We start from the raw sequence: 23,810 nt of genomic DNA on the forward strand, positions 1-23,810 counted from the left end.
CGGTCAACCAGAAAAGACCAGACATGTTCACCGCTCGTTTTTCAGCCGTGAATCATGCCGACCGCTGGAAATCAATGGGTCCTGACCCTAGAAAATGGATGACTAAGAACACCACCAAAAACAACAACATGGTTGACAACTAGATCAGGTCCTCAAAAAAGACGGAGGAAAACGGGTTAATGAAACTGGCGTCGCTGTCCGTCGCGACGCTTTTCCGTTCAACGAGATGGGCCTCAATTGAAAACCAACGCCTTGACGGGCAGCAAAATTGTCTGCGCGCGCAAGACGATCGCGTTTGCGATACCCATCCCGTCCACAATCCGTGCAAGAAAAGCCGAAAAACCCGTTATTTCACCGGCATCAATTTCCTTCGCCCGGCTTGTATAGGCAACGCCGACGCATGAACTTCCCGGGGGGATATCTTCCAGATGTTTCGGGAAGATTGGCGCAAGAAAGGCTGTCACAGTGCCGGGGCGCGCCCGATCCTGCTGATCCAGCAGCGCGTCCCCCGGCCTGAATTGCCCCGCAGCAATCGCGTCTTGCACCTCGTCCACGACCATCGGGATTATGGTCAAGGGTTTGGATGCGCAGGTGATTTCCACCAGCATGCCAGGCTTGAGCACGCTGGCTGAAATCTGACCGAAAGCCGCTATGAAACGCCCTTGTCCTGAGACGTCTGGCACCAGAATGCCAGCGGGACGCAGAATTGGGTTAACGATGTCGCCCGGCTTCAGGAGGAATTGCGTCACAACCCCGTCCACCTCGGCGAATACGGTTGATTTCGAGATCTCGTTTTCGGCCTCCCGAAGCACGGCGCGCGCGCTTTCAAGCTGCGCAGGAAGAAGTGAGGTTTGGCGAAGCTTGGCACCATCGAGTGCCGCGAGTGCGGCTGCGCGACGGCTCTCCGCCCCGGACACTGCCGTCTGCAACCGCTCCAGCTCCTGCTCGCTCACAACAGTATCGTTTCGCTCGGCAAGCTCTAGGCGTCGATCCAGATCGCTTGTGGCCTGCGCAAGATCTGATTCTGCCGCCTCAACACCAGCGGCGGCTGCCGCGATTTCTGTTGCGGTCAGACCCAAAGCGGCCTCGATCTCTTCTATACGGCGTTGAGCGGTATCTGCTGCTGCTTCCTGTCGGGTCGTGTCCAACCGGAAAATGGCGTCACCGGCATCAACCGCATCATTGTTGGCGACATACACCTCTGAGACGCGGCCACCGCGATCTGACAGTATGGTAACCGTGCGAAATGCGGCGGACACGTTCCGCGTTGAGGGGTGAAAATAGAAGATCACTGTGATCAGCGTAACGGCCAGTATTGCGCAGGCGGTCAAACCCCACCGCAATTCATACCAGACGTTGAACAGGGTTATTTCATGGCCCCATCTCTTGCCCTGCTTATAGCGACGGTACAGGTAATCCGGGACAATCGTGATCAATGCAGAGAATACCAACTCAAGCATCGTGGTTCTCCGAAAGGTCCACTTCGGTCCTGAGCGGGAATATCTCGTGCAGAGGCACAGCGGCAATCAGAATGGCGGCGATCCAGAAGGCATTGTTCAGTGTGAACAGCGAGATCAACCCAAGCACACCAACCAGTTGCATTTGAACCTTGTGCGCGCCTGCCGCCATGCGGTCGGGGATAGCCTGCACGGTAAAATACAATGCGCCGAAGCCCAGCAGGACAACGACAAGAAGAAACCCAACAACGATCAAAAAGCCGTCTGTTTCCCCCGGAGGTGTCACCCAAAACGGGAGCCGCGCCATCGCCTCATCAGAGATAGAGCTGTTCACGTGAACCTCCTGTTTCCAAATGATCCCCGGCAAGGATAAGCGATTGAAATCAAAAAAACCAATCCTGCACGAGGCAACTCTGATCAGCCCCCGGCCCGATAGCGTGAACATAATGACGGGCCAGTGCCCGATATGACGTTGGACGGAATCCAGTTCGAGGTTCTCAAGCCTCCTGAGAAAGTGGTGCGCACGTCACTTCAAGCCATTTCAAGAAAGCACCTACCTGATCGGAAATGCGCCCCTTTCGGTAGACCGCAAAGTAGCAGGCCACCCATTTCGGCGGCACGTCGATAGCTTCCAGTCTGCCTTTATCCAGGTACTTTTTGACGGTCACTAGAGGGCTTAGATGCAATCCGTAGCCTTGCAAGGCGGCGTCCAGCTCGAACTTCGATCCCCCCGGATCAACAAGCTGAACGTCGTCGACGCGCAGGCCGAAGTCCCGGACGACACCTTCAAAGACTTGGGAACCGATGCTCTTGTCCTGTATCCACGGCACATCGGTCAGGTTTTTCGCACCCAACCTGACAAGCTCTGGTGTGCCGCATAATACGAACGGCGACTTTAGAAGCAGTTTCTGGGCCGCGCCGCTCCAAACATGGTTTGGCGGGCCTCCGCGTATCGCAATGTCAAAGGCTTCGAGATCGACGTCCCACGAATTTCCTTCCGCAGCGAAGGACACCTGGATGCCGGGGTGTTCCGCCCAGAAGCCGCCAAGACGTGGCATGATGACCGCGTCGACAAATCGGACAGTCGTAGACACACTCACACCGCGAGCGGCCTCCTGAGCCGTCACATCATCAATGCCTTTTGCGATCTGCTCGAATGCGTCGTTGAGGGTGCTGGCCAGCGTCCGACCGGCCTCGGTCAAAGCAAGTCCACGTCCCTCTCGGCGCACAAGTGGAATCCCCAGATCAGCCTCAAGCTTTCGCACCTGTTGGGCAATTGCGGCAGTGGTTACGTTCAGTGAACGCGCCGCAGCAGAATAGCCGCCTAAACGGCCGGTCGCCTCAAACGCCCTGAGGGTCGAAAGCGGCGGCAACTTATGCCAGTCAATAAGGTCATTCAGTAGAAATACTTAATGATTGCTATTTTTTCCTGCCTCGCAAGGTACACCAAACGTAACTATTGTCGAGAAATACACCCGATACGAGTTGAACAATCAGTGGTGTAGCTATCTGAAATTGCGATTGCCCTAAAAGCCTGTCGAATTGCGTTGCAATACGATCGTCCTGCAATGCGTTTTGCGTTGATAGGCGGGTTTGAACAACCGGCAAGGTCCAATCGCCGCAAATGCTTGGAGGCCGATATGACTATCAGGATAACCATGCTTTTTACTGGAATAGGGTTGGCTATCGCGACACCGGCGCTGCCCGACACCAGAGCCGACACTCCGCAAGCCGCACACGTAGCGTATCTTGCAGCGATCAACTCGAACAAACTGGATCAATTCCTTGAGACGGTCACTGATGACGTGGTCTTCATCGCACCCGGTGCGCCTGTTATGGAAGGCAAAGCCAAGGTCGGGCCTTGGGTGCGCGGGTATTTCGACGCCGTTCACACCAGTTGGAAAAAGCAATCGCTGGAATTTGTTGTGGCGGCGGACTGGGCGTTTGAGCGTTATGAGTTTACCGCCACCGATGTTCCGCGTGACCCGGGCCCTGCCACTGTTTCCACGGGCCATGGCATCAATATCTACCATCTCGAAGATGACGGAACATGGCGCGTGGCGCGGGATATCTGGTCCAACGCGAATACCTTCAGCGCCGGCAGATCAATCGCGCCCGCGTGTTCGGGGCGTGCCGAACCTTGCTGATCAAAAGATTTGATTGGTTGGCACGCCGCCCAGATGGCTTGGACACATACTGGATCGGCCGCTTTTAACCGGGTTCCGTCCACGGCCAACTACATTGGCCTCAGGACGGAACCAGGCAAGTACTTTTCTCGGCAACCGAAAGGCCCAACCCGCAGACCGGGCATTAGCGAATTACTGGGCCACAACTTCCTTGCAGCTGCCTTTGCCCCATCCGGATTTGCTGCCCGAAGCCGAATAGTCAAACGTGCCAGTCTTGAGATTCACGTTGTAATTCAGGGTAAAGCCGTCACCGATATACAGGTAAGTCAGGGTGTCGAGGCCGGGATACACCTCAGCCTTATTGTCAATATCACCAATGGTAATATGCCCTTTGTTCTGGCCTTCGTATTTGACCAGCGTGGCCGCCATTTCCGGATATTTTGCATCCGGCGCTTCACACTCGAACACCCGGTCTTCCGCAACTGCAGCGACGGGTAAGAACACAAGAAAAGCTGCTAACTTTTTCATTTTTTTGTTTCCTGGCATATTCTGTTCGCCGACGCCCGCTAAGGACAGTTTGAGGCATAATTTTGCAAAAATTCTGGCTACTCTGTGCACGGCAAGACGGCCATCAGATTCGATCTCGAAGCGGTCGTTTTTGCCGGGTCTTGCGCGAATACTGAAATGGAGTACCCCGAGCCGGTCGGAACGGCGGCTACTTAATCAACGAAACCCCAATCCCTCGGTTTAGCGATGCTCGGAGATGACGGTCGATTGGTCGCCGCAACGTCCACACACGGCCTGCCCCAGTGGCTCTGAAGCCGAATCTGCCCCGCCTGGCCGGGTCCCGCCGACCCCTTCCAAAATCAGCGAACATCACACTGAACCCCTCAATCACGCAGGATTTCCGGCGCAGCAAGCGCCCGGCGATGCCGCTGAGTGACCACCTCAGGTCGCTTTTCCCTTCCGGCGGCAAAACCGCGCATCCTGAAGCTTGACAAGTCCCCCGCCTGTGCCGCATGTCCGACCCGTTGGTGTCCATCCCTGGATGGATGAAAAGGGAATGCGTCAGCGGTTTTTCCGTCAAACGCAGCCGCCCCCGCGACCGTGACCGGAGAGGGTGCCCATAGCCACTGGCCGAAAGGCCGGGAAGGCGGGACATCTGCCAGAGCAAGCCTCTGACATCCGCAAGCCGGGAGACCTGCCAGCACCCGAAGAAGAAACCGGGCGGGGTGTTCCGGTGTCGGGTCCATGTGCAGACGCGTGGCCCGCATGAAACCCCGTCCCCCGCGAAGAGGATTTGGGGGGATGAGAGACATGACCGAGACCGCACCAGTCGAGTTGCTGGTCTGTACCACGTGCCGCCGTGGACTGCCCGTCGAGGATGATGAAAAACGCCCCGGCACATTGCTGCACAAAGCGCTGCAACAGGCCGACCTGCCCGAAGGCATCACGCTGAAACCCGTCGAATGCCTGTCGAACTGCGATCAGGGCTGCTCGATCGTGCTGCGCGGTGGACCGGGTCGCTGGACCTTTGTCTATGAGAACCTGAACGAAGCCGAACACGTTGACGTCATTGTCGACGGTGCGACCAAATATCTGGCGACCGAGGACGGCTTGGTCAAATGGCGTGAGCGCCCCGAACATTTCCGCAAAAACTGCGCCTCCCGCATTCCCCCGATTGGAGCCCTGAAATGAGCACTCTTGAGAAACTTCCCGTCACTGTGATCACCGGCTTTCTGGGCTCAGGGAAGACAACGCTGGTCAAGCACCTGATGCAGAACCCGCAGGGCAAACGTCTGGCGGTCGTGGTCAATGAATTCGGCGACGTGGGCGTCGACGGCGATATTCTGAAATCCTGCGCCATTCCCGATTGTCCGGCAGAGAACATCATGGAACTGGCAAACGGCTGCATCTGCTGCACCGTGGCCGATGATTTCATTCCGACCATCGAAGCGCTGATGGCGCTGGACCCGCGCCCCGATCACATTCTGATCGAAACCTCCGGCCTCGCCCTGCCCAAGCCGCTGCTGAAAGCCTTTGACTGGCCCGATATCCGCTCGAAAATCACTGTGGACGGCGTGATCGCTCTGGCCGATGCCGAGGCGGTCGCGGCAGGTCGCTTCGCTCCGAACGTCGAGGCGGTGGATGCCCAGCGCCTGGCCGATGACTCGATCGACCACGAAACGCCTCTTTCCGAGGTGTTCGAGGATCAGATATCCTGCGCCGATATCATCCTGCTGACCAAGCCCGATCTGGCAGGGCCAGAGGGTGTTGCCAAAGCCAAAGAGGTCATCGCAGCCGAGGCCCCGCGCCCGCTGCCCGTCGTAGAGGTTGCCGAAGGCGTCGTAGACGTCCGCGTCGTGCTCGGTCTGGAAGCTGCAGCCGAGGATGACATGGACGCGCGTCCGTCGCATCACGACGGTCATCACGACCACGAACATGACGACTTCGAAAGCATCATCGTCGAACTGCCGGAGCAAAGCGATCCACTCGATCTGGTTGCCAAGATCGAACGTCTGGCCAGGGAATTGAACATCCTGCGCGTCAAGGGCTATGCGGCAGTTGCCGGCAAACCGATGCGTCTGCTGGTTCAGGCTGTCGGTGCCCGGGTGCGTCATCAGTACGACCGCCCCTGGGAACCCGGCGAGGAGCGCCGCTCGCGTCTTGTGGTCATTGCCGAGCACGACGACATCAAAGAGGCCGAAATCCGGGATATCCTCGTGGGTGTGACCGAGGCCGCCGAGTAAGCCATGCACGTCGTCTTCCGCGAAAGCCACGGGCTTGAAGAAACCGAGACCCCGACCGATCTGGGCCAGAGCCCGGCGGATCTGGTGATGTTGTCCTTTTCGGACAGTGATCTCGGTGCTTTCGCGGCAGGCTGGCATCGCGGCGGTGGGCCGGAAGGGCGAATGCCGACGATGCGTTTGGCCAATCTGACGGCGCTGAAACACCCTCTGTCCGTTGACACATATGTGGAACAGACGCTTGACGGCGCAAAAGGTATCCTGATCCGCCTGATTGGTGGGGTGCCTTACTGGTCATACGGGCTGCAGCAGGTTCTTGCGCTGGCGCAGGCCAAAGGCATCGCGCTGGCGGTTCTGCCTGCCGACGGGCGTGAGGATACCCGGCTGGACGACTATTCCACCCTGCCCGTCTCGACCCTGCGGCGACTGGCGCATCTGTGCGACACCGGCGGCGAGGTCGCGGCGCAGGCCGCTTTGGCGCAGATGGCATTGGCGGCAGGTCTTTATGCCGGGCCGGTGATGGGGGCCAAAACCCTTCCGGAATGCGGTGTTTGGTGCCCTGACCGCGGCGTAACCCCGGTCGAAACCGCATTTACGAACGATGCGAAACGCATCATCGTCACTTTCTATCGCGCCTACCTGACCTCCGCCGACACCGCCCCGGTCGCCGCGCTGATCCACAGCCTGCGGGCGCGTGGGTTCGAGGCAATGGGCATGTTCGCCCCTTCCCTCAAGGCACCTGCCGCCGCCGATTGGTTGCGCCGAAACATCGTTGCACTGGAACCTTCTGCGATCATCAATGCCACCTCCTTCTCGGGCAAAGGTGCGTCGGGAACCTCTCCGCTTGACGCGGCGGGTGTGCCGGTTTTCCAGGTCGCTCTGGCAACTTCACGCCGCAAAGCGTGGGCCGAGGCCGAACGCGGTCTTTCCCCCGCCGACCTTGCCATGCACGTCGTGCTGCCCGAAGTGGATGGGCGGATCTCGGCAGGCATCGCCTCATTCAAGGAACCGGGCAAACGCGATCCGCACCTGGAATATTCCCGCTTTGCCCACCGCGCTGAACCTGAACGGATCGAAGCGATCATTGATCGTGTAACCGGCTGGCTGAATCTGAACGACCGACCCAAAGCGGAACAGGTGCCGGTTCTGGTTCTGTCCACCTACCCCGGCAAGGACTGGCAGATGGCCCATGCCGTGGGCCTTGACGCGCTGGCATCAGCCGAAGCGATGCTGTCAGATTTGCAATGCGCCGGGTATGATACAGCCCCAGCCGAACCGATCGCCGACACATTGCTGGGCGCCCGGATTTCCTGGTCGCTCGAAGATTACCAGGCCGCGCTTGCACACTTGCCGGATCAACTGAATACGGACCTGCAAACAGTCTGGGGCAAGCCCGAGGATGATCCGACCTTTGTTGATGGCGCGTTCCATTTCACCGCGCTGCACCGGGGCAAGGCGCTGGTCGCGCTGCAACCCGAACGTGGCACGCCTGAACTGCGCGATGACGACTATCACGACCTTTCGCGCACACCGCGTCACAGCTATGTCGCGTTTTACCTTTGGCTGCGCAAAAGCCTGCACGCCGACGCACTGATCCATATTGGCGCCCATGGCACTCTGGAATGGCTGCCGGGAAAATCCGTTGCCCTGTCCGCCAAGTGCTGGCCCGAAGCGCTGATCCGTGATTTGCCGGTGATCTACCCCTTCATTGTCAACGACCCAGGCGAAGCCGCACAGGCCAAGCGTCGCATCGGAGCCGTCACGCTGGGTCACATCCCGCCCCCGATGAAGGAGAGCGGCACGCCGGACAGGATGGTGCGGCTTGAATCGCTGCTGGACGAATTCTCGAACGCCGACGGGCTTGACCCCAAACGACGCGACCGCTTGCAGGAAGATATCCGGGAAGAAGCTCAGGCCATCGGGCTGGAAAGCGATCTTGGTCTTGACCAGGCCACCTGTATCGCCGAGGCAATCACCCGCATCGACCGCTTTGTCTGCGACATCAAGGAAAGCCAGTTTGGCAACGGGCTGCATATTTTTGGCCGCGTGCCTGAAGTGACCGGCAATTTCGACCCCGCGCCATCTGCACACGCCGAACGCACTGCCTTGCTGGACGCGCTGGCCGGAAACCGGATCGAGGCTGGCCCGTCGGGTTCGCCCTATCGCGGACGATCGGATGTGCTGCCCACTGGGCGGAACCTCTACACCACTGATCCCCGGTCGGTCCCGACCCGCGCGGCTTATACACAAGGCGTGAAACTGGCCGAGGAACTGGTTCGGCGGCACCTGCAGGAGGAAGGCGATTATCCGAAAGGCCTGATCGTCGATCTATGGGGGTCGGCCACCATGCGCACGGCAGGCGAGGAATTCGCGATGGCGCTGCACCTGCTGGGCGTGAAACCGGTCTGGGACAAGGGATCAGAGCGGGTATCAGGCATCGAAGTGCTTCCAATCACCGACCTCAGCCGTCCGCGTCTGGACGTGACCCTGCGTGTTTCGGGCCTGTTCCGGGATGTATTCCCAACGCTCTCCGCTCTATTTGGCCAGGCCGTTCGGGCGCTGTCCCAGCGGGACGAAGCGCCGGACTGGAATCCCTTCGCGGGGCAGACCCCGAACCCGCGGGTTTTTGGCCCGGCTCCGGGCAGTTATGGCCTGAACATGACACACTTGTCGGAAACCTACACCGACGAGGCCCGCGCGCAGGCGGGTGAGGCCTGGCTACAGGCCAGTTCATTCGCACTGGAAGGCGAACACGTCGCACAGGATATCGACGGCATTACCCGACAAGTCGCCAATGCGGACAGCTTCGTGCACCTTCAGGACCTGACCGAAACCGACCTGCTGCTGGCCAACGACTATGCCACGCATGAGGCCGGTTTTGCGGCGGCCAAGAAGATTACCGGCGGCGGGGTGCAACTTTACCATCTCGACAACACCAATCCGGATAAACCCCGCGCCCGCACCCTGCCGGAAGAGATCAGCCGCGTCGTCCATGCCCGGGCCGCCAATCCCGCCTGGATCGCGGGGATGCAGCGCCACGGTTTCCGCGGGGCGGCCGAGATCGCGGCGACGCTGGATCACATGGCTTCTTTTGCCCACCTGTCCGGTACGGTCGCGCCACACCTCTTCGACCTCTACCATGACGCGACGCTGGGCGATGCCGAGGTGGACGCGTTCCTGCAACAGGCCAACCCGCAAGCGCATCAGGCCATGCAGGACCGGTTCCGCACGCTGCTGGAGGCCGGGCTTTGGAACACGCGCCGGAACTCGATCCGGGCCGATCTGGAGGGGCTGAGATGAGCGCGCCGATCGTACAAGGCTGGTGCCCCGGGGCGCATCGACCGATGATGTCCGGCGACGGGCTGGTCGTTCGTGTGCGCCCTCGGCTGGCGCGGCTGGATGCCAAACAGGCATTGGGCCTGTGCGATCTGGCAGGGCAATTCGGCAACGGCACCATCGACCTGACCAACCGGGCCAACTTGCAATTACGCGGCGTGAGCGAAGCTGATCACCAGCCTCTGCTTCAAAAACTCTCTGCACTGGACTTGCTGGATGCAGAGCCCGGCATTGAAGTGCGGCGCAACATACTCGTCTCGCCGTTGTATCAAACCGGCGATCGGACCAGCCGTCTGACTACGGAGTTGATTGACCGGCTGGGTCAATTGCCCGACTTGCCCGCCAAGTTCGGCTTTGCCATCGACACCGGCCCGAACCGTCTGCTTGCAGCGGATTCAGCGGATATCCGGCTGGAGACCGGTCCTGACGGCCTGATCCTGCGCGCGGACGGGTCTGACACCGGGCGACGTGTCACCGAGGCCGAAGCGATCGACCAATTGATCGCGTTGGCACAATGGTTCTCAGGGAATTTCACCCCGGAAAATCGCCGCATGTCGCGGGTCGTGGCAGCACTAGGCCTGCCGCAGGAGTGGCAGGGCAGCAACCCTGCCCCGACTGGCGAACCGCTTCAGCCTGGCACTCACGATCTGGGTACATTCTATGGCGCGGCGTTCGGGCAACTGCCCGCCCAGCCACTTGCCGAACTGATCGCGGTGACTGGCGCGACTGCTCTGCGTGTCACACCCTGGCGGCTGATCCTGCTGGAAGGCGGGGCGTCGATACCTGCTGCAGAATTTGTCACCGATGACGCCGACCCACTCATGACCACAGATGCCTGCCCCGGTGCGCCGTTCTGCCCTCAGGCGCAGGCAGAAACCCGCGACATTGCCCGTGCCCTGGCCCCGCGCGTGGCCGGCACACTGCACGTGTCCGGCTGCGCCAAGGGATGTGCCCGCATGGGCCCGGCCGACGTCACTTTGGTTGGCCGGAACGGCCGATTTGATCTTGTAAATCAGGGCCGCGCGGGGGATGAGCCCAGCCAGCGCGGGCTGAGCCCCGAAACACTCATGACTATGGACCTGACCTGATGCCCTATGAATACGAAACCGATGGTGCGGCGATCTACAAGGAAAGCTTTGCCACCATCCGCTCTGAGGCAGATCTGGCCCGGTTCGACGCTGACGAGGAACAGGTCGCCGTTCGCATGATCCATGCCGCCGGAATGGTGGGGCTGGAAGAGTTCGTGCATTTCTCGCCGGGATTCGTGACCGCGGCCCGCACGGCGCTGGAAAGCGGCGCCCCAATCCTGTGTGACGCGCGCATGGTCAGCGAAGGCGTGACCCGTTTTCGCCTGCCCGCCGACAACCAGGTGATCTGCACCCTGCATGACGAACGCGTGCGCCCGTTGGCCGCCGAGATGAGCAACACCCGGTCTGCCGCCGCGCTGGAATTGTGGCGCCCTCATCTGGAAGGCGCTCTGGTCGCCATCGGCAACGCGCCCACCGCCCTGTTCCATCTGCTCAACATGCTGGAAGACCCCGGCTGCCCCCGTCCCGCCGCCATCATCGGCTGCCCCGTGGGGTTCGTCGGCGCGATGGAATCCAAGGACGCCCTGTGGGAAGCACAGCCCGTGCCGTCCTGCATTGTCAAAGGCAGGCTGGGCGGCAGCGCCATTACCGTGGCCGCAATCAACGCCATCGCAAGCCGGGCGGAATGAAGATGGGCACAATATACGGTGTGGGCCTTGGCCCCGGCGATCCCGACCTGATGAGCGTTCGGGCGGATCGCCTGCTGCGCAACGCAAAACACGTCGCCTTTTTCCGCAAGCCGGGCCGCAGTGGTCAGGCCCGCAAGATCGTAAACGGGATGATCCCGGAAGGGGCAGTTGAATTCCCGATGGAATACCCCGTCACCACGGAAATTCCCGTCACGGACCCGCGCTACAACGAATTGCTGTCTGAGTTCTACGAAGACTGCACCGCGCATCTTAAGGCGCTGTCTGAAAACGGCGAAGACGTGGTGGTTCTGTGCGAAGGTGACCCGTTCTTTTACGGCTCGTTCATGCATCTATACAGCCGCTTGCGCGACAACGCTCCGGTCGAGGTGGTGCCCGCCATCACCGGCATGTCGGGCGCGTGGACCGCAACCGGCGATCCGATCACCTGGGGCGATGACGTGCTGACAGTACTGGTCGGCACCCTGCCCGAGGACGATCTGGCCCGGCGCATGGCCCAGACGGATGCGCTGGTGGTGATGAAAATCGGCCGCAATATCGACAAGGTAAAACGCGCACTGCAGACAGCCGGGCTTTATGACCGTGCCTGGATCGTCGAATACGCGCAAATGCCGAACCAGACCGTGTCTAAGCTGTCCGAAGCGTGCGGCAAGATCACGCCCTATTTCTCGATCATCGTTGTACATGGCCAGGGTCGCCGTCCATGAGTGGCTGGGTCAAAATCGCGGGGCTGGGCCCGGGCAATGCGGATCTGGTCACACCCGAGGTTTCGGCGGCATTGGCCGAAGCGACCGACGTTGTCGGGTACATTCCCTACGTCGCCCGGGTGGCAGAGCGCACCGGCCTGACGCTGCACGCAAGCGACAACCGGGTCGAGATCGACAGGTCGCAGCACGCGTTGCAGATGGCGTCAGAGGGCAAGCGCGTGGTGGTTGTGTCCTCGGGCGATCCGGGTGTCTTTGCCATGGCCGCCGCTGTGTTCGAGGCATTGGAAAACGGCCCCTCGGAATGGCGTGAAATTCCGATTGACGTGCTGCCCGGGATTACGGCGATGCTGGCCGCTTCGGCCCACGCTGGAGCGCCGCTGGGCCATGATTTTTGTGCCATCAACCTCAGCGACAATCTCAAGCCGTGGCCTTTGATCGAAAAACGTCTACGACTGGCCGCGCAAGGGGACTTCGCGATGGCGTTTTACAACCCTCGCTCCAAGTCCCGCCCCGAAGGCTTTGTAAAGACACTGGAAATCCTACGCGAGGAATGTGAGCCCGAGCGGCTGATCCTGTTCGCCCGAGCGGTTACGCGGCCCGACGAGGCCATTCGCATCTCGACCCTTGCCGAGGCGACACCTGACATGGCCGACATGCAGACCGTGGTGATTGTCGGATCTTCGCTGACCCGTGTGATTGACAGGGACCACGGGCCAATTGTCTACACGCCCAGGTTTACTCAGGCCAGCGATCAGGCCAGGGATCAGGAATGACCCAGCCAGTCCAGAACGTCAGCAACATTCGACAATTCGGTTCGCTGCGGCAGGACCGGACGGTCGATCATCAGCACCGGCAGGCCCAGCGCCCGCGCGGCGTCCAGCTTGGCCCGTGCGCCGGTTCCGCCCGCGTTCTTGGACACCACCAGTTCTGTACCGTGCTGCGCCATCAGCGCCCTGTCGTCCTCCACCGTAAACGGTCCGCGGGAAACGACGACGTCGCAATCCGGCAGCGGCAGGGAGTCAGGCTTATCCACCAGCCGCAGCCGGTAATGATGCTGGGGCTGGGCGGCGAAATCCCCGAGATGCATCCGGCCTACCGCAAGAAAAACGCGCTGAGACGCCCCGGACAGGGCATCCACCGCCGCGGCGATGTCTGCCACGTTTGTCCAGCAATCCCCGTTTTGCGGGGTCCAAGCTGGCCTGGTCAGCGCGGCCAGCGGAATACCTGTTTCATCACATGCCTGAACCGCATTCCGGCTCATCTGCGCGGCAAAGGGATGGGTGGCATCAACCACATGGCTGACACCGTGATCACGAATGTAACGCGCCAGCCCTTCCGCCCCGCCAAACCCGCCCACCCGGACCGGCAATGGCTGCGGTCGCGGATTGTCCACCCGGCCTGCGTAGGAGTAGGTTGCAGCTATGCCCCGGTCGGCAACCGCCTTGGCCAACGCGTTGCCCTCGGTCGTGCCGCCAAGGATCAGGAGGTGGGACATGCATGAAGCTCCGTGGCTGACCGTTCTTGGACTGGGCGAAGATGGACTGGATGGCCTGTCGCCGGCAAGCCGTCAAGTGCTGGACCGCGCCGAAGTCGTCATGGGGCCACCGCGCCATCTGGCGCTGGTTCCCGAAAACGGGGCCGAGCGGATCGCGTGGCCCGTGCCATTTGCCGATGGGTTGCCCATGCTGACCGGGCTGCGCGGTCGCGCCACCGTGGTACTGGCCTCGGGTGATCCGTTCTGGTTCGGTGCCGGGTCGGTGATCGCGCGCAATTTCGATCCCGGTGAGTGGTTGGCCTTGCCTGGTCAGTCGACTTTTTCCCTGGCTGCCGCGCGGCTGGGCTGGCCCTTGGAAAGCACTTTGACCTTCGGGTTGCATGCCGCCCCTCTGACCCGCTTGCGCCCGCATCTGTCCCCGGGATTGCGTGCAATCCTGCTGCTGCGCAATGGCGCGGCGGTGGCCGAATTGGCCAATTACCTGACCGAGACCGGCTTTGCCGACACGCAACTGCACGTGATGGAGGCGCTTGGCGGCCCGCGTGAACGGGCCCGCAGTGTCTCGTTGACCGAGGCGCTTTTGGGAACCTTCGAGCACCCGGTTTGCGTCGGACTTGACGTCGCGGGTGCAGGCCGCGCCCTGCCCAAAGCCTCGGGCAAGCCGGATGAGATATTCGAAACCGACGGGCAAATCACCAAGCGCCCCATCCGCGCGCTGACCCTGTCTGCGCTGGCCCCTCAACGCAGCGAACATCTGTGGGATATCGGTGGCGGCACAGGCTCGATCAGTATCGAGTGGCTGATGTGCGACCCGAGCCTGACGGCGACCACGATCGAGCCTCGCGCCGACCGGGCCGAGCGTATCCGCCGGAATGCCGATACACTGGGGCAGGATCGGCTGAACGTGGTTCACGGTACGGCCCCCGGGGCGCTTTATGGTTTGACCCCGCCTGATGTTGTTTTCATTGGCGGCGGGCTGAGCGTTGACCTGCTGGAATGGCTGCGGAGCAATTTGCCCCAAGGTACGCGATTGGTGGCCAATGCGGTCACACTGGAAAGCGAGGCATTGCTGGCCCAATGGCACGAGGAACTCGGCGGCGACCTGTTGCGCATTGACCTGTCTCATGCGGCACCGCTTGGCCCGCGTCGCGGCTGGAAGGCCGCTTATCCGGTCGTGCAATGGAGCGTGACACTATGATCGTCGCGGGCCTGGGCTTTTCGTCCTCCGCCACGGCGGACAGTTTGCAGGCGGCGTTCAAGGCTGCCGCATCCGGGCATCGTGTGGATGCGCTGGCCACTGTTGCCGACAAGCAAGGCCACCCTGCCCTGACTGATTTTGCCCAAAAGCTGGCCTTGCCCGTGCATTTCATCTCGCCCGCCGATCTGGCCGGGCAGCGGACCCTCACCTGCTCGAACCGCAGCCGGGCCACGTATGGCACCGGCAGCGTGGCCGAAGCATCCGCCCTTGCCGCCGCCGGTTCCGGGGCGCGGCTTCTCTCACCCAGACTGATTTCGGACGACCGGCTTGCGACCTGCGCCGTCGCCATCGGAGGATAGACATGACCGTTCATTTCATTGGCGCCGGGCCAGGCGCCGCCGACCTGCTGACGCTGCGCGGGCGCGATATCATCGCGTCCTGCCCGGTATGCCTGTACGCCGGATCACTGGTGCCCGAAGAAATTCTGGATCATTGCCCCGAAGGCGCGAAGATCGTGAACACCGCACCGATGGATCTGGATCAGATCATGGCGGAGATCGAGACCGCGCATCAGGCTGGTCACGACGTGGCGCGGCTGCATTCCGGCGACCTGTCGGTCTGGTCGGCAATGGGCGAACAGATCCGGCGCATGAAACAGATGGGCATCCCGGTCAGCGTCACCCCCGGCGTTCCGTCCTTTGCCGCGGCCGCCGCGGCGCTTGGCACGGAACTGACCCTGCCCGGACTGGCACAATCTGTTGTTTTGACCCGTACGCCGGGCCGCGCATCGTCCATGCCCGAAGGCGAGACGCTGGAAAACTTTGCCCGCACCGGCGCAACACTTGCCATCCACCTGTCGATTGGCAATCTGGACAAGGTGATCGCCGACCTTACACCGGCCTATGGCGCGGATTGTCCGGTCGCCGTCGTGTATAGGGCAAGCTGGCCGGATGAAAGGATCATCCGCGCGACGCTGAACACATTGAAAGAGTCTCTGGACGAGAGCATTTCGCGTACCGCGCTGATCCTTATCGGTCCTGCCTTGGCGGGTGAAGGATTTGACGAAAGTTGCCTGTATTCAAAGACCTATGATCGTCGCTACCGCCCGCAAAGTGCGGAAAGCCCCTGGTCGAGCTGGAGCCACGGCGATGACTAGCCCCCCGGGATTGCTGATTTCCGCCCCTTCTTCGGGAACCGGCAAGACAACAGTCATGCTGGGCCTTTTGCGTGCGCTGGCCGAAGATGGCTTGTCAGTTCAGCCGTTCAAAAGCGGGCCGGATTATATCGACCCGGCGTTTCATCGGGCGGCAGCCGGGCGGGCCTCGTTCAATCTGGACAGCTGGGCGATGGGCGACCCCTTGCTGAACGCGATTTCAGCCCAGGCCGAAGGCGCGGATATCGTTGTGGCCGAAGGCTCGATGGGCCTGTTCGATGGCGTCGCAAAACCCGGAGAACTCGGGCACGGGTCCAGCGCTGAGACAGCGCAGCGCATGGGCTGGCCCGTTGTACTGGTGCTGGATGTAGGCGGTCAGGCGCAATCTGCGGCGGCGACAGCACTTGGGTTCCGAATGTACAATCCGGACCTGCCCTTTGCCGGAGTAATCCTGAACCGCTGTGCCAGCCCACGGCATGAACGCCTGACCCGTCTGGGGATGGAACACGCGGGTCTGCCGGTGCTGGGCGTCCTGCCGCGGCGCGGCGATCTGACCCTGCCTGAACGCCATCTTGGCCTGATTCAGGCGGTCGAACACCCGGATCTGGAAAGTGCCATTGCCGGGTATGCAGTATTTCTGCGTGAACATGTGGACCTTGAGGCGATCAAGGCTGCAGCTTCCTCAGGCCCGAAAGGGCCATCGTCAGCCGCGCTGCCGCGCCCTCCGGCACAACGGATCGCATTGGCACAGGATGCGGCGTTTTCGTTCACCTACCCGCATCTGCTGGAAGGGTGGCGCGTAGCAGGGGCTGAAGTTCTGCCATTTTCGCCACTGGCGAACGAAGCTCCGGCCGCGGATGCTGATCTTGTGTGGCTGCCCGGCGGGTATCCGGAATTGCACGCCGGAACGCTGGCGGCGGCTGATACGTTCCTGTCAGGGCTGCGCAAACATGCCGATACAAAGCCCGTTCACGGGGAATGTGGGGGCTACATGGCCTTGGGCGAAGGGTTGATCGACAAGGACGGTACCCGGCACCGGATGGCCGGATTGCTGGGTCTGGTGACATCATACGAAAAGCGCAAGTTCAATCTGGGCTATCGGCGGGCGGAATTGCTGTCGCCGATGCCGGGGCTTGCCGCTGGTACGGCTTTGCGCGGGCATGAGTTTCATTATTCGTCGATTGTCGAACAGCCAGACCCCCCTTTGGCGCGCGTGTTTGACGCGGAAGGCACCGAAGGACCGCAGACCGGATCGGTACGTGGACACGTGACAGGCACCTTCTTTCATCTGATAGCCGAGGCCTCGGAATGAGCGGTTTTGTTTCCTTCATCGGCTCTGGCCCGGGCGATCCCGAGTTGCTGACGCTCAAGGCGGTGAATCGGTTGCAAAAGGCGGACGCGGTGCTGTTTGACGATCTCAGCAGTGGCCCAATCCTGTCCCATGCGCGCGATGATGCCGATCTGGTCGGGGTAGGCAAACGGGCTGGTCGCCCGTCGCCGAAACAGGATCATGTCAGCCGCTTGCTGGTGGACTATGCCCGTACTGGCCAGCATGTTGTGCGCCTGAAATCCGGTGATGGCGGCTTGTTCGGTCGCCTGGAAGAAGAGCTTGTCGCGTTGCGGGATGCTGGTATCGACTATGAAATCATTCCCGGCATTCCGTCAGCCGTTGCGGCCGCTGCAGCAGCGGGCATCCCATTGACCCGTCGTCTGACCGCCCGCCGCGTGCAATTTGTGACCGGACACGATGTCAGCGGCCAGTTACCGGAAGATCTGAATCTGCCCGCACTCGCGGACCCTTCCGCGACAACAGTGGTTTTCATGGGCAAACGCACCTTCCCCTTGCTCGTCGAGGCACTTCGCTCCCATGGCTTGCCGCTGGATACTCCGGCATTGATGGCCGAGTCCGTCTCGACCCCCGACCAGAAGCTTCGCCGTGCCACCATCGGCGCTTTGGCGGAACAGTTGCAATCCGAAATCGGCACAGCCCCGGCCCTGATCCTGTATGGCCCGCTGGCGGAGTTTGACAATGTATGAGCTGTCCCTGATCGGCATTGGCACGGGCAACCCGGATCACGTGACTTTTCAGGGGGCAAAGGCAATCCGTGATGCCGATCTGATCCTGATCCCGCGCAAGGGCGAGAACAAGGCCGATCTGGCAGGACTGCGTGAAGAGATCATCGCGCAGGTGACAGATACCCCGCCCCGGATCGCTTATTTCGACATTCCCGAACGCCGGACGGAGGACGGCTATCTGCGCGGTGTTGATGAGTGGCACGACGCCATCGCCCTGCGCTGGCAGGAGGCAATGCAGGCTGATCCAGAGGCCCGGAATGTGGCGCTATTGATCTGGGGTGATCCGTCGCTTTATGACAGTTCTTTGCGCATTGCCGCGCGACTGACCCCGCAGCCACGAAAACGGGTAATCCCCGGCATCACCGCTTTGCAGGCGCTGACCGCAGCGCACGGAATTCCGGTCAACGATATTGGGGCGCCTTATGTTGTCACGACTGGCCGAAGGCTTCGCGAACAGGGCTGGCCCGAAGCCGCGACCAAGGTGGCGGTCATGCTGGATGGTGAATGCTCGTTCCAGTCTCTGGAGATGAAGGATTATGACATCTGGTGGGGCGCGTTCGTCGGCATGAAGGAAGAGCTGCTGATCCATGGCCAACTTTCCGAGGTGGCGCAGGCGATTCTGGATACCCGGGCCCGCGCACGGGCCGAGCATGGCTGGATCATGGATATCTATCTGCTGAAAAGGCGCGCGGTCTGACGCAAAGTGGCATAGCAGGTGAGTTTGCCTATCAGGCGGGAAGCTTCGATGCGAAAAGCCTCATGGCTCAATCGAACCACTAATGGACGGCGCACTCCTCCGACGTTCCACCCCACAAGAATGTGAATGCGTCGGTGCTGAATTTCTGGCATCACAAGGTCGTCCACACCAAATGAGGCAATGCTATGAGATTGCTCCGGGTCCTGTTCTGTCTGCTGGCCTATCCCGTTTGGGCTGATGATCCCGACATCCCCGAAGGCTGGGCGGTTTACGTGACCGACAAGTCATATGAGGACCTGGTGGACGCCACCAAAACAGCAGTCAAGGAAAATGGGCTGATCGTGGTGACGCAAGCCGGGCCAACAAAGGCCGCCGCTGCGCGCGGGATCACCATTCCCGGCAACCTGGTGATCGGCGCATTCAACAACGATTTTGCTGTGCGTGTTTTGGAAACATCGACCAACGCGATGATCGAGGCGCCGATCAGGTTTTACGTGACCGAAAACGAAGACGGAACTGCCACCCTGTCCTATAAAACGCCCGGATTTGTGTTTGCTCCTTATGCCTCAGAAGGTGGCGCAAAGCTGAGCGAAATTGCCCGGGAATTGGACGAAAAGTTTCAGGCCGTGGCCGAAGCTGCAGTCAAATAGTCACACTGCCGTGATCTGCCTTGCGTCCGACGGCGTCCTCCGCAATCTGCTGTGCAACTTGTGTATCGGAGCATGACGGATGCAGGACTTTTCACCCCGCGCGGCGGATATTCTGGCCCAACGCCTGTACGAGGCCGGTTGTCGCCATGCTTTCGGTATGCCCGGAGGAGAAGTTCTGACGCTGGTCGACGCGCTTGAGAGGGCGGGTATCACCTTTCATCTGGCCAAACACGAAAACTCGGCCGGTTTTATGGCCGAGGCGGTACATCATCGCGATGGTGCGCCTGCAATTCTGGTGGCGACATTAGGCCCCGGTGCGATGAACGGAATCAACGTGGTGGCGAACGCGTTGCAAGACCGGGTTCCCATGATCGTGCTGACCGGCTGCGTCGACGCGGACGAAGCGCTGACCTATACGCATCAGGTTATGGACCACTCCCGGGTCTACCGCTCGATCACGAAGGGCACGTTTGTAATGACCGCCGAGGGCGCGGATATCGTCGCAGACAAGGCCGTGTCGCTCGCCAATCAGCCACGTCTTGGCCCCGTGCATATCGACGTGCCGATCTCGGTTGCCGATACGCGTGTCAGCAACACGAAACGGCGCCGGCTGACCAAGCCCGCCGCCGTTGCCCCCGAAGGGAACTGCCTTGAAAAGGCCCGGCGCTGGGTCGCCGACGCCGAGCGTCCGCTGGCCATCATCGGGCTTGATGTCCTCTATGACGACTCGCGCTGTGTAGTGCGGGCCTTTCTTGAGCACTTCCGAATTCCTTTTGTAACCACCTACAAGGCCAAGGGTGTGGTGCCCGAGGATCATCCCCTGTGTCTGGGCGCTGCAGGGCTGTCCCCGCTGGCGGACAAGCATCTGGTGCCATTGGTGGAGCAGGCCGATCTGGTCCTGTGCCTGGGTTATGACCCAATCGAAATGCGCCCCGGCTGGCGCGAGATCTGGGACCCCGAGGAAAAGCGCGTGATCGACATCTCGGCGGTCGTCAACGATCACTACATGCATCAGGCCGGGCTCAATCTGGTTGCCGACACAGCGGCCACGCTGGAGGCCATCGCCAAGGGCAATCCCGCGCGCGCGACGTGGCCTGGTGGTGAGCCCGAACAAGTGAAAGCGGCACTGGCGCAAGCGTTCCCGATGGATGACGACTGGGGACCCGCCGCAGTGATCGCGGAATCCCGCGCAGCGCTTCCACCTGAAACCCTGGCGACGGCCGACAGCGGCGCGCATCGCATCCTGCTCAGCCAGATGTGGGAATGTTCTGAGCCGCGCGGGCTGATACAATCCTCGGCCCTGTGCACCATGGGCTGCGCCGTGCCGATGGCCATAGGCCTGAAACTGGCAGAACCGGACCATCCCGTGATCAGCTTTTCCGGCGACGCCGGTTTCCTGATGGTCGCCGGTGAGCTTTCGACGGCTGCTGAAATGGGTGGCAATCCGATCTTTCTGGTCTTTGTCGATGCCAGCCTTGCGCTGATTGAGCTAAAGCAGCGCCAGCGTCAGATGGGCAACCGGGGCGTTGACTTCGACCGCCACGATTTTGCCGCCATGGGGCGCGCCTTTGGCGGCAATGGCCACACTGTTCGCAATCGCGCCGAATTGCGCGCGGCACTGGATGCCGCCATAAAAGCCGACACATTCACGGTCATCGCCGCTGAGATTGAGCGCGGAGGTTACGATGGCCGCATCTGAAGGGCCGCTGAAAGGCGTCAAGGTTCTGGATCTCAGCCGTATTCTGGCCGGGCCGACCTGCACGCAATTGCTGGGCGACTTGGGCGCCAGTGTCATCAAGATCGAAAACCCGGCAACGGGTGGCGACGACACACGGCAGTGGGGCCCGCCATATGTCGAGGATGCGGACGGAAACCGCTCGGACCTGAGTGCTTATTTCATGGCAGCCAACCGCAACAAGAAATCAGTGGCGATCGATATCACGACCGCCAAGGGTCAGGCCGAAATCAAGCGACTGGCTTCGTACGCGGATATTTTGATCGAGAACTTCAAACCCGGCGGGCTGGCCAAATACGGGCTGGACTATGTATCTCTGTCACAGGAGCTTCCGGGGCTCGTGTACTGCTCGATCTCGGGCTATGGGCAAACCGGACCTAATGCGAGCAAACCCGGCTATGATCTGATGGCGCAGGGCTATGGCGGGATCATGTCGCTGACCGGCGACCCCGAAGGCGCGCCGATGAAAGTTGGTGTCGGCATTGCCGACGTGATGTGCGGCATGTACGCCACCGTCGGCATACTGGCGGCTTTACGGCACCGCGACCAGACCGGCGAAGGACAGCAGATCGATCTGGCGTTGGTCGACGCGCAGATCGCATGGCTGATCAACGAAGGTGTGAACTACCTGACATCCGGCAACGTTCCGCAACGGCGAGGCAACGGGCATCCCAATATCGTGCCCTACGACGTCTATGAAACGTCAGACGGCCACGTCATTCTGGCAGTCGGCAATGACACACAGTTTCAAAGATTCTGCCGTTTCATCAACCGCGAAGACCTTGCCGACGATCCCCTTTTTGCAACAAACCCGGCCCGCCTTGAAAACCGCGATGCCCTGAACGCAGTGCTGCGGCCTGCCCTGAAAGGCATGGACACCGCAACGGTGATCGCGGGTCTGGAAGACCAGAAAGTTCCCGTTGGTCCGGTACAAACATTGGATCAGGTTTTTGCCACCGATCAGGCGGCGGCCCGCAACATGCAGATCGCCATGCAAGCGCAGCCCGGGCCCGTGCAACTGATCGGAAATCCGCTCAATTTATCGCGCACGCCGGTCACCTATCGTGCGGCTCCGCCAACATTTGGCGCCGATACCCAGGCCGTTCTGAGCGCCGAAAATCCCTTCGACGATTGAAACACAGTGCCCGTTTCGGCGGCATGTTGCTGAAACATGTCCTTGAATCGGCGGTTTTTTTCGCGTTTTACACACACAGCCTTTCACCAATTCGAGAGCAGGGTCGATACTGTTACGTCCCGTCGGCACACTCTGATAAATCGAACAGTGTCAAATATCGCAATCAGATTGGACCCAAGTATGAAACAAGACGTTTTTGGACAAATGAACACTTTGACCCAGCCGGCAAGCGTCGAAGCGTGGAATGGTGTTCTGCTTGGGTTCATGGCGCATTCAGCGGTCACGCCCCAGCACTTGGGCAAAGTGCTGGAGCTTGAGCCGGATTTTGCGCTGGGTCATGCCATCAAAGGATTGTTCATGGCATTGCTGGGCCGGCGTGAAATGATGCCTGTCGCAGTCGAAGCGCTGACGGCTGCAAATGCCGCAATGGCGCGGCAGCCGATCTCGGCCCGCGAACGTCTTTATGTCGATGCACTGGCGCTTTATCTGGCCGGTCAGTTAGAGCAGGCGGTTCAGAAGTTCGAAGCGGTGCTGCGCGACCATCCGCAGGATACGCAGGCCATGAAACTCAGCCACGCAACCCGGTTTGTGCTGGGCGATGCTCCGGGCATGCGCCGGTCGATCGAACGCATCCTGCCCGCTTATGCGCCGGATCATCCAGGGCGCGGATACCTGCTGGGCTGCCACTCGTTCGCGCTTGAGGAAACCGGTGCCTATGAAAAGGCCGAAATCGCGGGCCGTCAGGCACTGTGGATGGTTTCGGACGACGCATGGGGTCTGCATGCGGTCGCGCATGTGCATGAGATGACCGGCAACGCGCAGCTGGGTCTGGACTGGCTGGCCGGTCGGGAAAACGCCTGGTCGCACTGCAACAACTTCCGCTATCACGTGTGGTGGCACAAGGCGCTGATGCATCTTGATCTGGGCCAGATCGATCAGGTGATGGAGCTGTATGATCACCATATCCGCCAAGACAAGACCGACGATTACCGCGACATCTCGAACGGAACCTCGTTGCTGATGCGGTTGGAGCTTGAGGGCGTAAATGTCGGAAATCGTTGGGAAGAACTGGCCGATTTGTCCGCCGCGCGAACCGAAGATGGCTGTTTGATTTTCGCGGACCTGCATTATCTTCTGGCGCTGACCGGCGACAACCGCGCAGACGCCACGGCAAAGATGCTGAACCGCATCCGGCAAGACGCAAAACGCGCCAAGGATGACACTACCCGCCGCATGGCCGATCCCGGCGTAGCCGCGGCACTGGGTCTTGAGGCATTCGCCGACGGACAGCATGGCACCGCCTTTGACCATCTGTGTGCCGCGCGCGGATCAATGCAACTGGCAGGTGGCAGCCATGCGCAACGTGATGTTTTTGAACGTATTACAATCGATTCCGGCCTGCGCGCCGGACGTCTGGATGAGGTTGAGCACATTCTTGACGACCGTCGTGCCAAGCGGGCCGGAGGCGAGGACAACTATGCCCTCGCGCGCCGGGCACTGATCGCAGCGGCACGCGACAGCGGTGACATGCAAAGCGTGCCCGCCGAATAACAATAAAAAGAC

Annotated in this window: 23 protein-coding genes and 1 riboswitch; of the genes, 18 read left to right on the top strand and 5 right to left on the bottom strand. The window is 60.9% G+C overall.

Annotation, left to right across the window (positions count from 1 at the left end):
* Positions 1-233: 233 nt before the first annotated feature.
* The 3 genes from ACR0J8_RS20890 to ACR0J8_RS20900 form a co-directional block, all read right to left on the bottom strand.
* Complete coding sequence (locus ACR0J8_RS20890; RefSeq protein ID WP_480526890.1) at positions 234-1,460, bottom strand: HlyD family secretion protein; 1,227 nt, start codon at positions 1,458-1,460, stop codon at positions 234-236.
* Complete coding sequence (locus tag ACR0J8_RS20895) at positions 1,453-1,791, bottom strand: hypothetical protein (RefSeq protein ID WP_170808275.1); 339 nt, start codon at positions 1,789-1,791, stop codon at positions 1,453-1,455. The genes ACR0J8_RS20890 and ACR0J8_RS20895 overlap by 8 nt, the downstream gene beginning before the upstream one ends.
* Before the next feature lie 163 nt (positions 1,792-1,954).
* Positions 1,955-2,830 carry a LysR substrate-binding domain-containing protein gene (locus ACR0J8_RS20900; RefSeq protein ID WP_480892096.1) on the bottom strand — a complete coding sequence of 292 codons (876 nt, stop codon included), beginning with the start codon at positions 2,828-2,830 and terminating at the stop codon, positions 1,955-1,957.
* Positions 2,831-3,097: 267 nt separating this feature from the next.
* Here ACR0J8_RS20900 and ACR0J8_RS20905 point away from each other — a divergent pair, with 267 nt between their 5' ends.
* Positions 3,098-3,604, top strand: a complete 507-nt coding sequence (locus tag ACR0J8_RS20905; RefSeq protein ID WP_480526894.1) for a YybH family protein — start codon at positions 3,098-3,100, stop codon at positions 3,602-3,604.
* A 171-nt stretch (positions 3,605-3,775) separates the two neighbouring features.
* Here ACR0J8_RS20905 and ACR0J8_RS20910 read toward each other — a convergent pair whose 3' ends face one another.
* On the bottom strand, positions 3,776-4,111 hold the full coding sequence (locus ACR0J8_RS20910; RefSeq protein ID WP_170808272.1) for a hypothetical protein: 336 nt from the start codon (positions 4,109-4,111) through the stop codon (positions 3,776-3,778).
* Between the two features lie 487 nt (positions 4,112-4,598).
* Positions 4,599-4,806: riboswitch (cobalamin riboswitch) on the top strand.
* A gap of 94 nt (positions 4,807-4,900) precedes the next feature.
* Between ACR0J8_RS20910 and ACR0J8_RS20915 the strand changes: the two genes are divergently transcribed.
* From ACR0J8_RS20915 to cobJ, 7 genes are read left to right on the top strand one after another with little or no spacing between them, the layout of a single operon-like run.
* Positions 4,901-5,281, top strand: a complete 381-nt coding sequence (locus tag ACR0J8_RS20915; protein ID WP_170682400.1) for a DUF1636 domain-containing protein — start codon at positions 4,901-4,903, stop codon at positions 5,279-5,281.
* Positions 5,278-6,333 (top strand): cobalamin biosynthesis protein CobW, encoded by a 1,056-nt coding sequence (cobW, locus tag ACR0J8_RS20920; RefSeq protein WP_480526896.1) that lies wholly within the window; start codon positions 5,278-5,280, stop codon positions 6,331-6,333. Before ACR0J8_RS20915 ends, cobW begins: the two co-directional genes overlap by 4 nt.
* A 3-nt stretch (positions 6,334-6,336) precedes the next feature.
* Positions 6,337-9,630, top strand: coding sequence for a cobaltochelatase subunit CobN (gene cobN, locus ACR0J8_RS20925; RefSeq protein WP_480526898.1), 3,294 nt, complete (start codon positions 6,337-6,339; stop codon positions 9,628-9,630).
* Positions 9,627-10,754 (top strand): precorrin-3B synthase, encoded by a 1,128-nt coding sequence (gene cobG / locus ACR0J8_RS20930; protein ID WP_480526900.1) that lies wholly within the window; start codon positions 9,627-9,629, stop codon positions 10,752-10,754. The genes cobN and cobG overlap by 4 nt, the downstream gene beginning before the upstream one ends.
* The gene (locus ACR0J8_RS20935) at positions 10,754-11,383 is read left to right on the top strand and encodes a precorrin-8X methylmutase (protein WP_170609609.1); all 630 of its coding nucleotides are present in this window, start codon (positions 10,754-10,756) and stop codon (positions 11,381-11,383) included. The genes cobG and ACR0J8_RS20935 overlap by 1 nt, the downstream gene beginning before the upstream one ends.
* A complete protein-coding gene (locus tag ACR0J8_RS20940; RefSeq protein WP_480526902.1) occupies positions 11,380-12,108 on the top strand; it encodes a precorrin-2 C(20)-methyltransferase in 729 nt (242 codons plus the stop codon). The genes ACR0J8_RS20935 and ACR0J8_RS20940 overlap by 4 nt, the downstream gene beginning before the upstream one ends.
* Positions 12,105-12,881 (top strand): precorrin-3B C(17)-methyltransferase, encoded by a 777-nt coding sequence (gene cobJ, locus ACR0J8_RS20945; protein ID WP_480526903.1) that lies wholly within the window; start codon positions 12,105-12,107, stop codon positions 12,879-12,881. Before ACR0J8_RS20940 ends, cobJ begins: the two co-directional genes overlap by 4 nt.
* Here the strand turns inward: cobJ and ACR0J8_RS20950 are convergent.
* Positions 12,872-13,603: a cobalt-precorrin-6A reductase gene (locus tag ACR0J8_RS20950; RefSeq protein ID WP_480526904.1), complete on the bottom strand. Its 732-nt coding sequence runs from the start codon at positions 13,601-13,603 to the stop codon at positions 12,872-12,874. The genes cobJ and ACR0J8_RS20950 overlap by 10 nt on opposite strands.
* Here ACR0J8_RS20950 and cbiE point away from each other — a divergent pair.
* The 10 genes from cbiE (at position 13,602) to ACR0J8_RS21000 (ending at position 23,798) form a co-directional block, all read left to right on the top strand.
* The gene (gene cbiE / locus ACR0J8_RS20955) at positions 13,602-14,801 is read left to right on the top strand and encodes a precorrin-6y C5,15-methyltransferase (decarboxylating) subunit CbiE (RefSeq protein WP_480526906.1); all 1,200 of its coding nucleotides are present in this window, start codon (positions 13,602-13,604) and stop codon (positions 14,799-14,801) included. The two genes, ACR0J8_RS20950 and cbiE, sit on opposite strands and share 2 nt — an antisense overlap.
* Complete coding sequence (locus ACR0J8_RS20960) at positions 14,798-15,160, top strand: cobalamin biosynthesis protein (protein WP_480526973.1); 363 nt, start codon at positions 14,798-14,800, stop codon at positions 15,158-15,160. The genes cbiE and ACR0J8_RS20960 overlap by 4 nt, the downstream gene beginning before the upstream one ends.
* A gap of 2 nt (positions 15,161-15,162) precedes the next feature.
* On the top strand, positions 15,163-15,957 hold the full coding sequence (gene cobM, locus ACR0J8_RS20965; protein WP_480526908.1) for a precorrin-4 C(11)-methyltransferase: 795 nt from the start codon (positions 15,163-15,165) through the stop codon (positions 15,955-15,957).
* Positions 15,950-17,266: a cobyrinic acid a,c-diamide synthase CobB gene (locus tag ACR0J8_RS20970; protein WP_480892105.1), complete on the top strand. Its 1,317-nt coding sequence runs from the start codon at positions 15,950-15,952 to the stop codon at positions 17,264-17,266. Before cobM ends, ACR0J8_RS20970 begins: the two co-directional genes overlap by 8 nt.
* Entirely contained in the window at positions 17,263-17,991 is a 729-nt protein-coding gene (gene cobA / locus ACR0J8_RS20975; protein WP_170808263.1) for a uroporphyrinogen-III C-methyltransferase, read from the top strand. Before ACR0J8_RS20970 ends, cobA begins: the two co-directional genes overlap by 4 nt.
* Positions 17,984-18,727, top strand: a complete 744-nt coding sequence (gene cobF / locus ACR0J8_RS20980) for a precorrin-6A synthase (deacetylating) (RefSeq protein ID WP_480526911.1) — start codon at positions 17,984-17,986, stop codon at positions 18,725-18,727. Before cobA ends, cobF begins: the two co-directional genes overlap by 8 nt.
* Before the next feature lie 185 nt (positions 18,728-18,912).
* Positions 18,913-19,377, top strand: a complete 465-nt coding sequence (locus ACR0J8_RS20985) for a DUF302 domain-containing protein (protein WP_480526913.1) — start codon at positions 18,913-18,915, stop codon at positions 19,375-19,377.
* A gap of 79 nt (positions 19,378-19,456) precedes the next feature.
* Positions 19,457-21,076 (top strand): thiamine pyrophosphate-binding protein, encoded by a 1,620-nt coding sequence (locus ACR0J8_RS20990; protein WP_480526914.1) that lies wholly within the window; start codon positions 19,457-19,459, stop codon positions 21,074-21,076.
* Positions 21,063-22,247 carry a CaiB/BaiF CoA transferase family protein gene (locus tag ACR0J8_RS20995; RefSeq protein ID WP_480526915.1) on the top strand — a complete coding sequence of 395 codons (1,185 nt, stop codon included), beginning with the start codon at positions 21,063-21,065 and terminating at the stop codon, positions 22,245-22,247. Before ACR0J8_RS20990 ends, ACR0J8_RS20995 begins: the two co-directional genes overlap by 14 nt.
* Before the next feature lie 180 nt (positions 22,248-22,427).
* Complete coding sequence (locus ACR0J8_RS21000) at positions 22,428-23,798, top strand: tetratricopeptide repeat protein (protein WP_480892110.1); 1,371 nt, start codon at positions 22,428-22,430, stop codon at positions 23,796-23,798.
* Positions 23,799-23,810 lie beyond the last annotated feature (12 nt).

The sequence above is a fragment of the Ruegeria sp. N11 genome, assembly GCF_056531525.1.

Excerpts from the sequence above, each read along its gene's own strand:
- ACR0J8_RS20890 (WP_480526890.1), bottom strand. The coding sequence starts at position 1,460 with ATGCTTGAGTTGGTATTCTCTGCATTGATCACGATTGTCCCGGATTAC.
- ACR0J8_RS20905 (WP_480526894.1), top strand. The coding sequence starts at position 3,098 with ATGACTATCAGGATAACCATGCTTTTTACTGGAATAGGGTTGGCTATC.
- ACR0J8_RS20910 (WP_170808272.1), bottom strand. The coding sequence starts at position 4,111 with ATGAAAAAGTTAGCAGCTTTTCTTGTGTTCTTACCCGTCGCTGCAGTT.
- ACR0J8_RS20915 (WP_170682400.1), top strand. The coding sequence starts at position 4,901 with ATGACCGAGACCGCACCAGTCGAGTTGCTGGTCTGTACCACGTGCCGC.
- cobW (WP_480526896.1), top strand. The coding sequence starts at position 5,278 with ATGAGCACTCTTGAGAAACTTCCCGTCACTGTGATCACCGGCTTTCTG.
- cobN (WP_480526898.1), top strand. The coding sequence starts at position 6,337 with ATGCACGTCGTCTTCCGCGAAAGCCACGGGCTTGAAGAAACCGAGACC.
- cobG (WP_480526900.1), top strand. The coding sequence starts at position 9,627 with ATGAGCGCGCCGATCGTACAAGGCTGGTGCCCCGGGGCGCATCGACCG.
- ACR0J8_RS20935 (WP_170609609.1), top strand. The coding sequence starts at position 10,754 with ATGCCCTATGAATACGAAACCGATGGTGCGGCGATCTACAAGGAAAGC.
- ACR0J8_RS20940 (WP_480526902.1), top strand. The coding sequence starts at position 11,380 with ATGAAGATGGGCACAATATACGGTGTGGGCCTTGGCCCCGGCGATCCC.
- cobJ (WP_480526903.1), top strand. The coding sequence starts at position 12,105 with ATGAGTGGCTGGGTCAAAATCGCGGGGCTGGGCCCGGGCAATGCGGAT.
- cbiE (WP_480526906.1), top strand. The coding sequence starts at position 13,602 with ATGCATGAAGCTCCGTGGCTGACCGTTCTTGGACTGGGCGAAGATGGA.
- ACR0J8_RS20950 (WP_480526904.1), bottom strand. The coding sequence starts at position 13,603 with ATGTCCCACCTCCTGATCCTTGGCGGCACGACCGAGGGCAACGCGTTG.
- ACR0J8_RS20960 (WP_480526973.1), top strand. The coding sequence starts at position 14,798 with ATGATCGTCGCGGGCCTGGGCTTTTCGTCCTCCGCCACGGCGGACAGT.
- cobM (WP_480526908.1), top strand. The coding sequence starts at position 15,163 with ATGACCGTTCATTTCATTGGCGCCGGGCCAGGCGCCGCCGACCTGCTG.
- ACR0J8_RS20970 (WP_480892105.1), top strand. The coding sequence starts at position 15,950 with ATGACTAGCCCCCCGGGATTGCTGATTTCCGCCCCTTCTTCGGGAACC.
- cobA (WP_170808263.1), top strand. The coding sequence starts at position 17,263 with ATGAGCGGTTTTGTTTCCTTCATCGGCTCTGGCCCGGGCGATCCCGAG.
- cobF (WP_480526911.1), top strand. The coding sequence starts at position 17,984 with ATGTATGAGCTGTCCCTGATCGGCATTGGCACGGGCAACCCGGATCAC.
- ACR0J8_RS20985 (WP_480526913.1), top strand. The coding sequence starts at position 18,913 with ATGAGATTGCTCCGGGTCCTGTTCTGTCTGCTGGCCTATCCCGTTTGG.
- ACR0J8_RS20990 (WP_480526914.1), top strand. The coding sequence starts at position 19,457 with ATGCAGGACTTTTCACCCCGCGCGGCGGATATTCTGGCCCAACGCCTG.
- ACR0J8_RS20995 (WP_480526915.1), top strand. The coding sequence starts at position 21,063 with ATGGCCGCATCTGAAGGGCCGCTGAAAGGCGTCAAGGTTCTGGATCTC.
- ACR0J8_RS21000 (WP_480892110.1), top strand. The coding sequence starts at position 22,428 with ATGAAACAAGACGTTTTTGGACAAATGAACACTTTGACCCAGCCGGCA.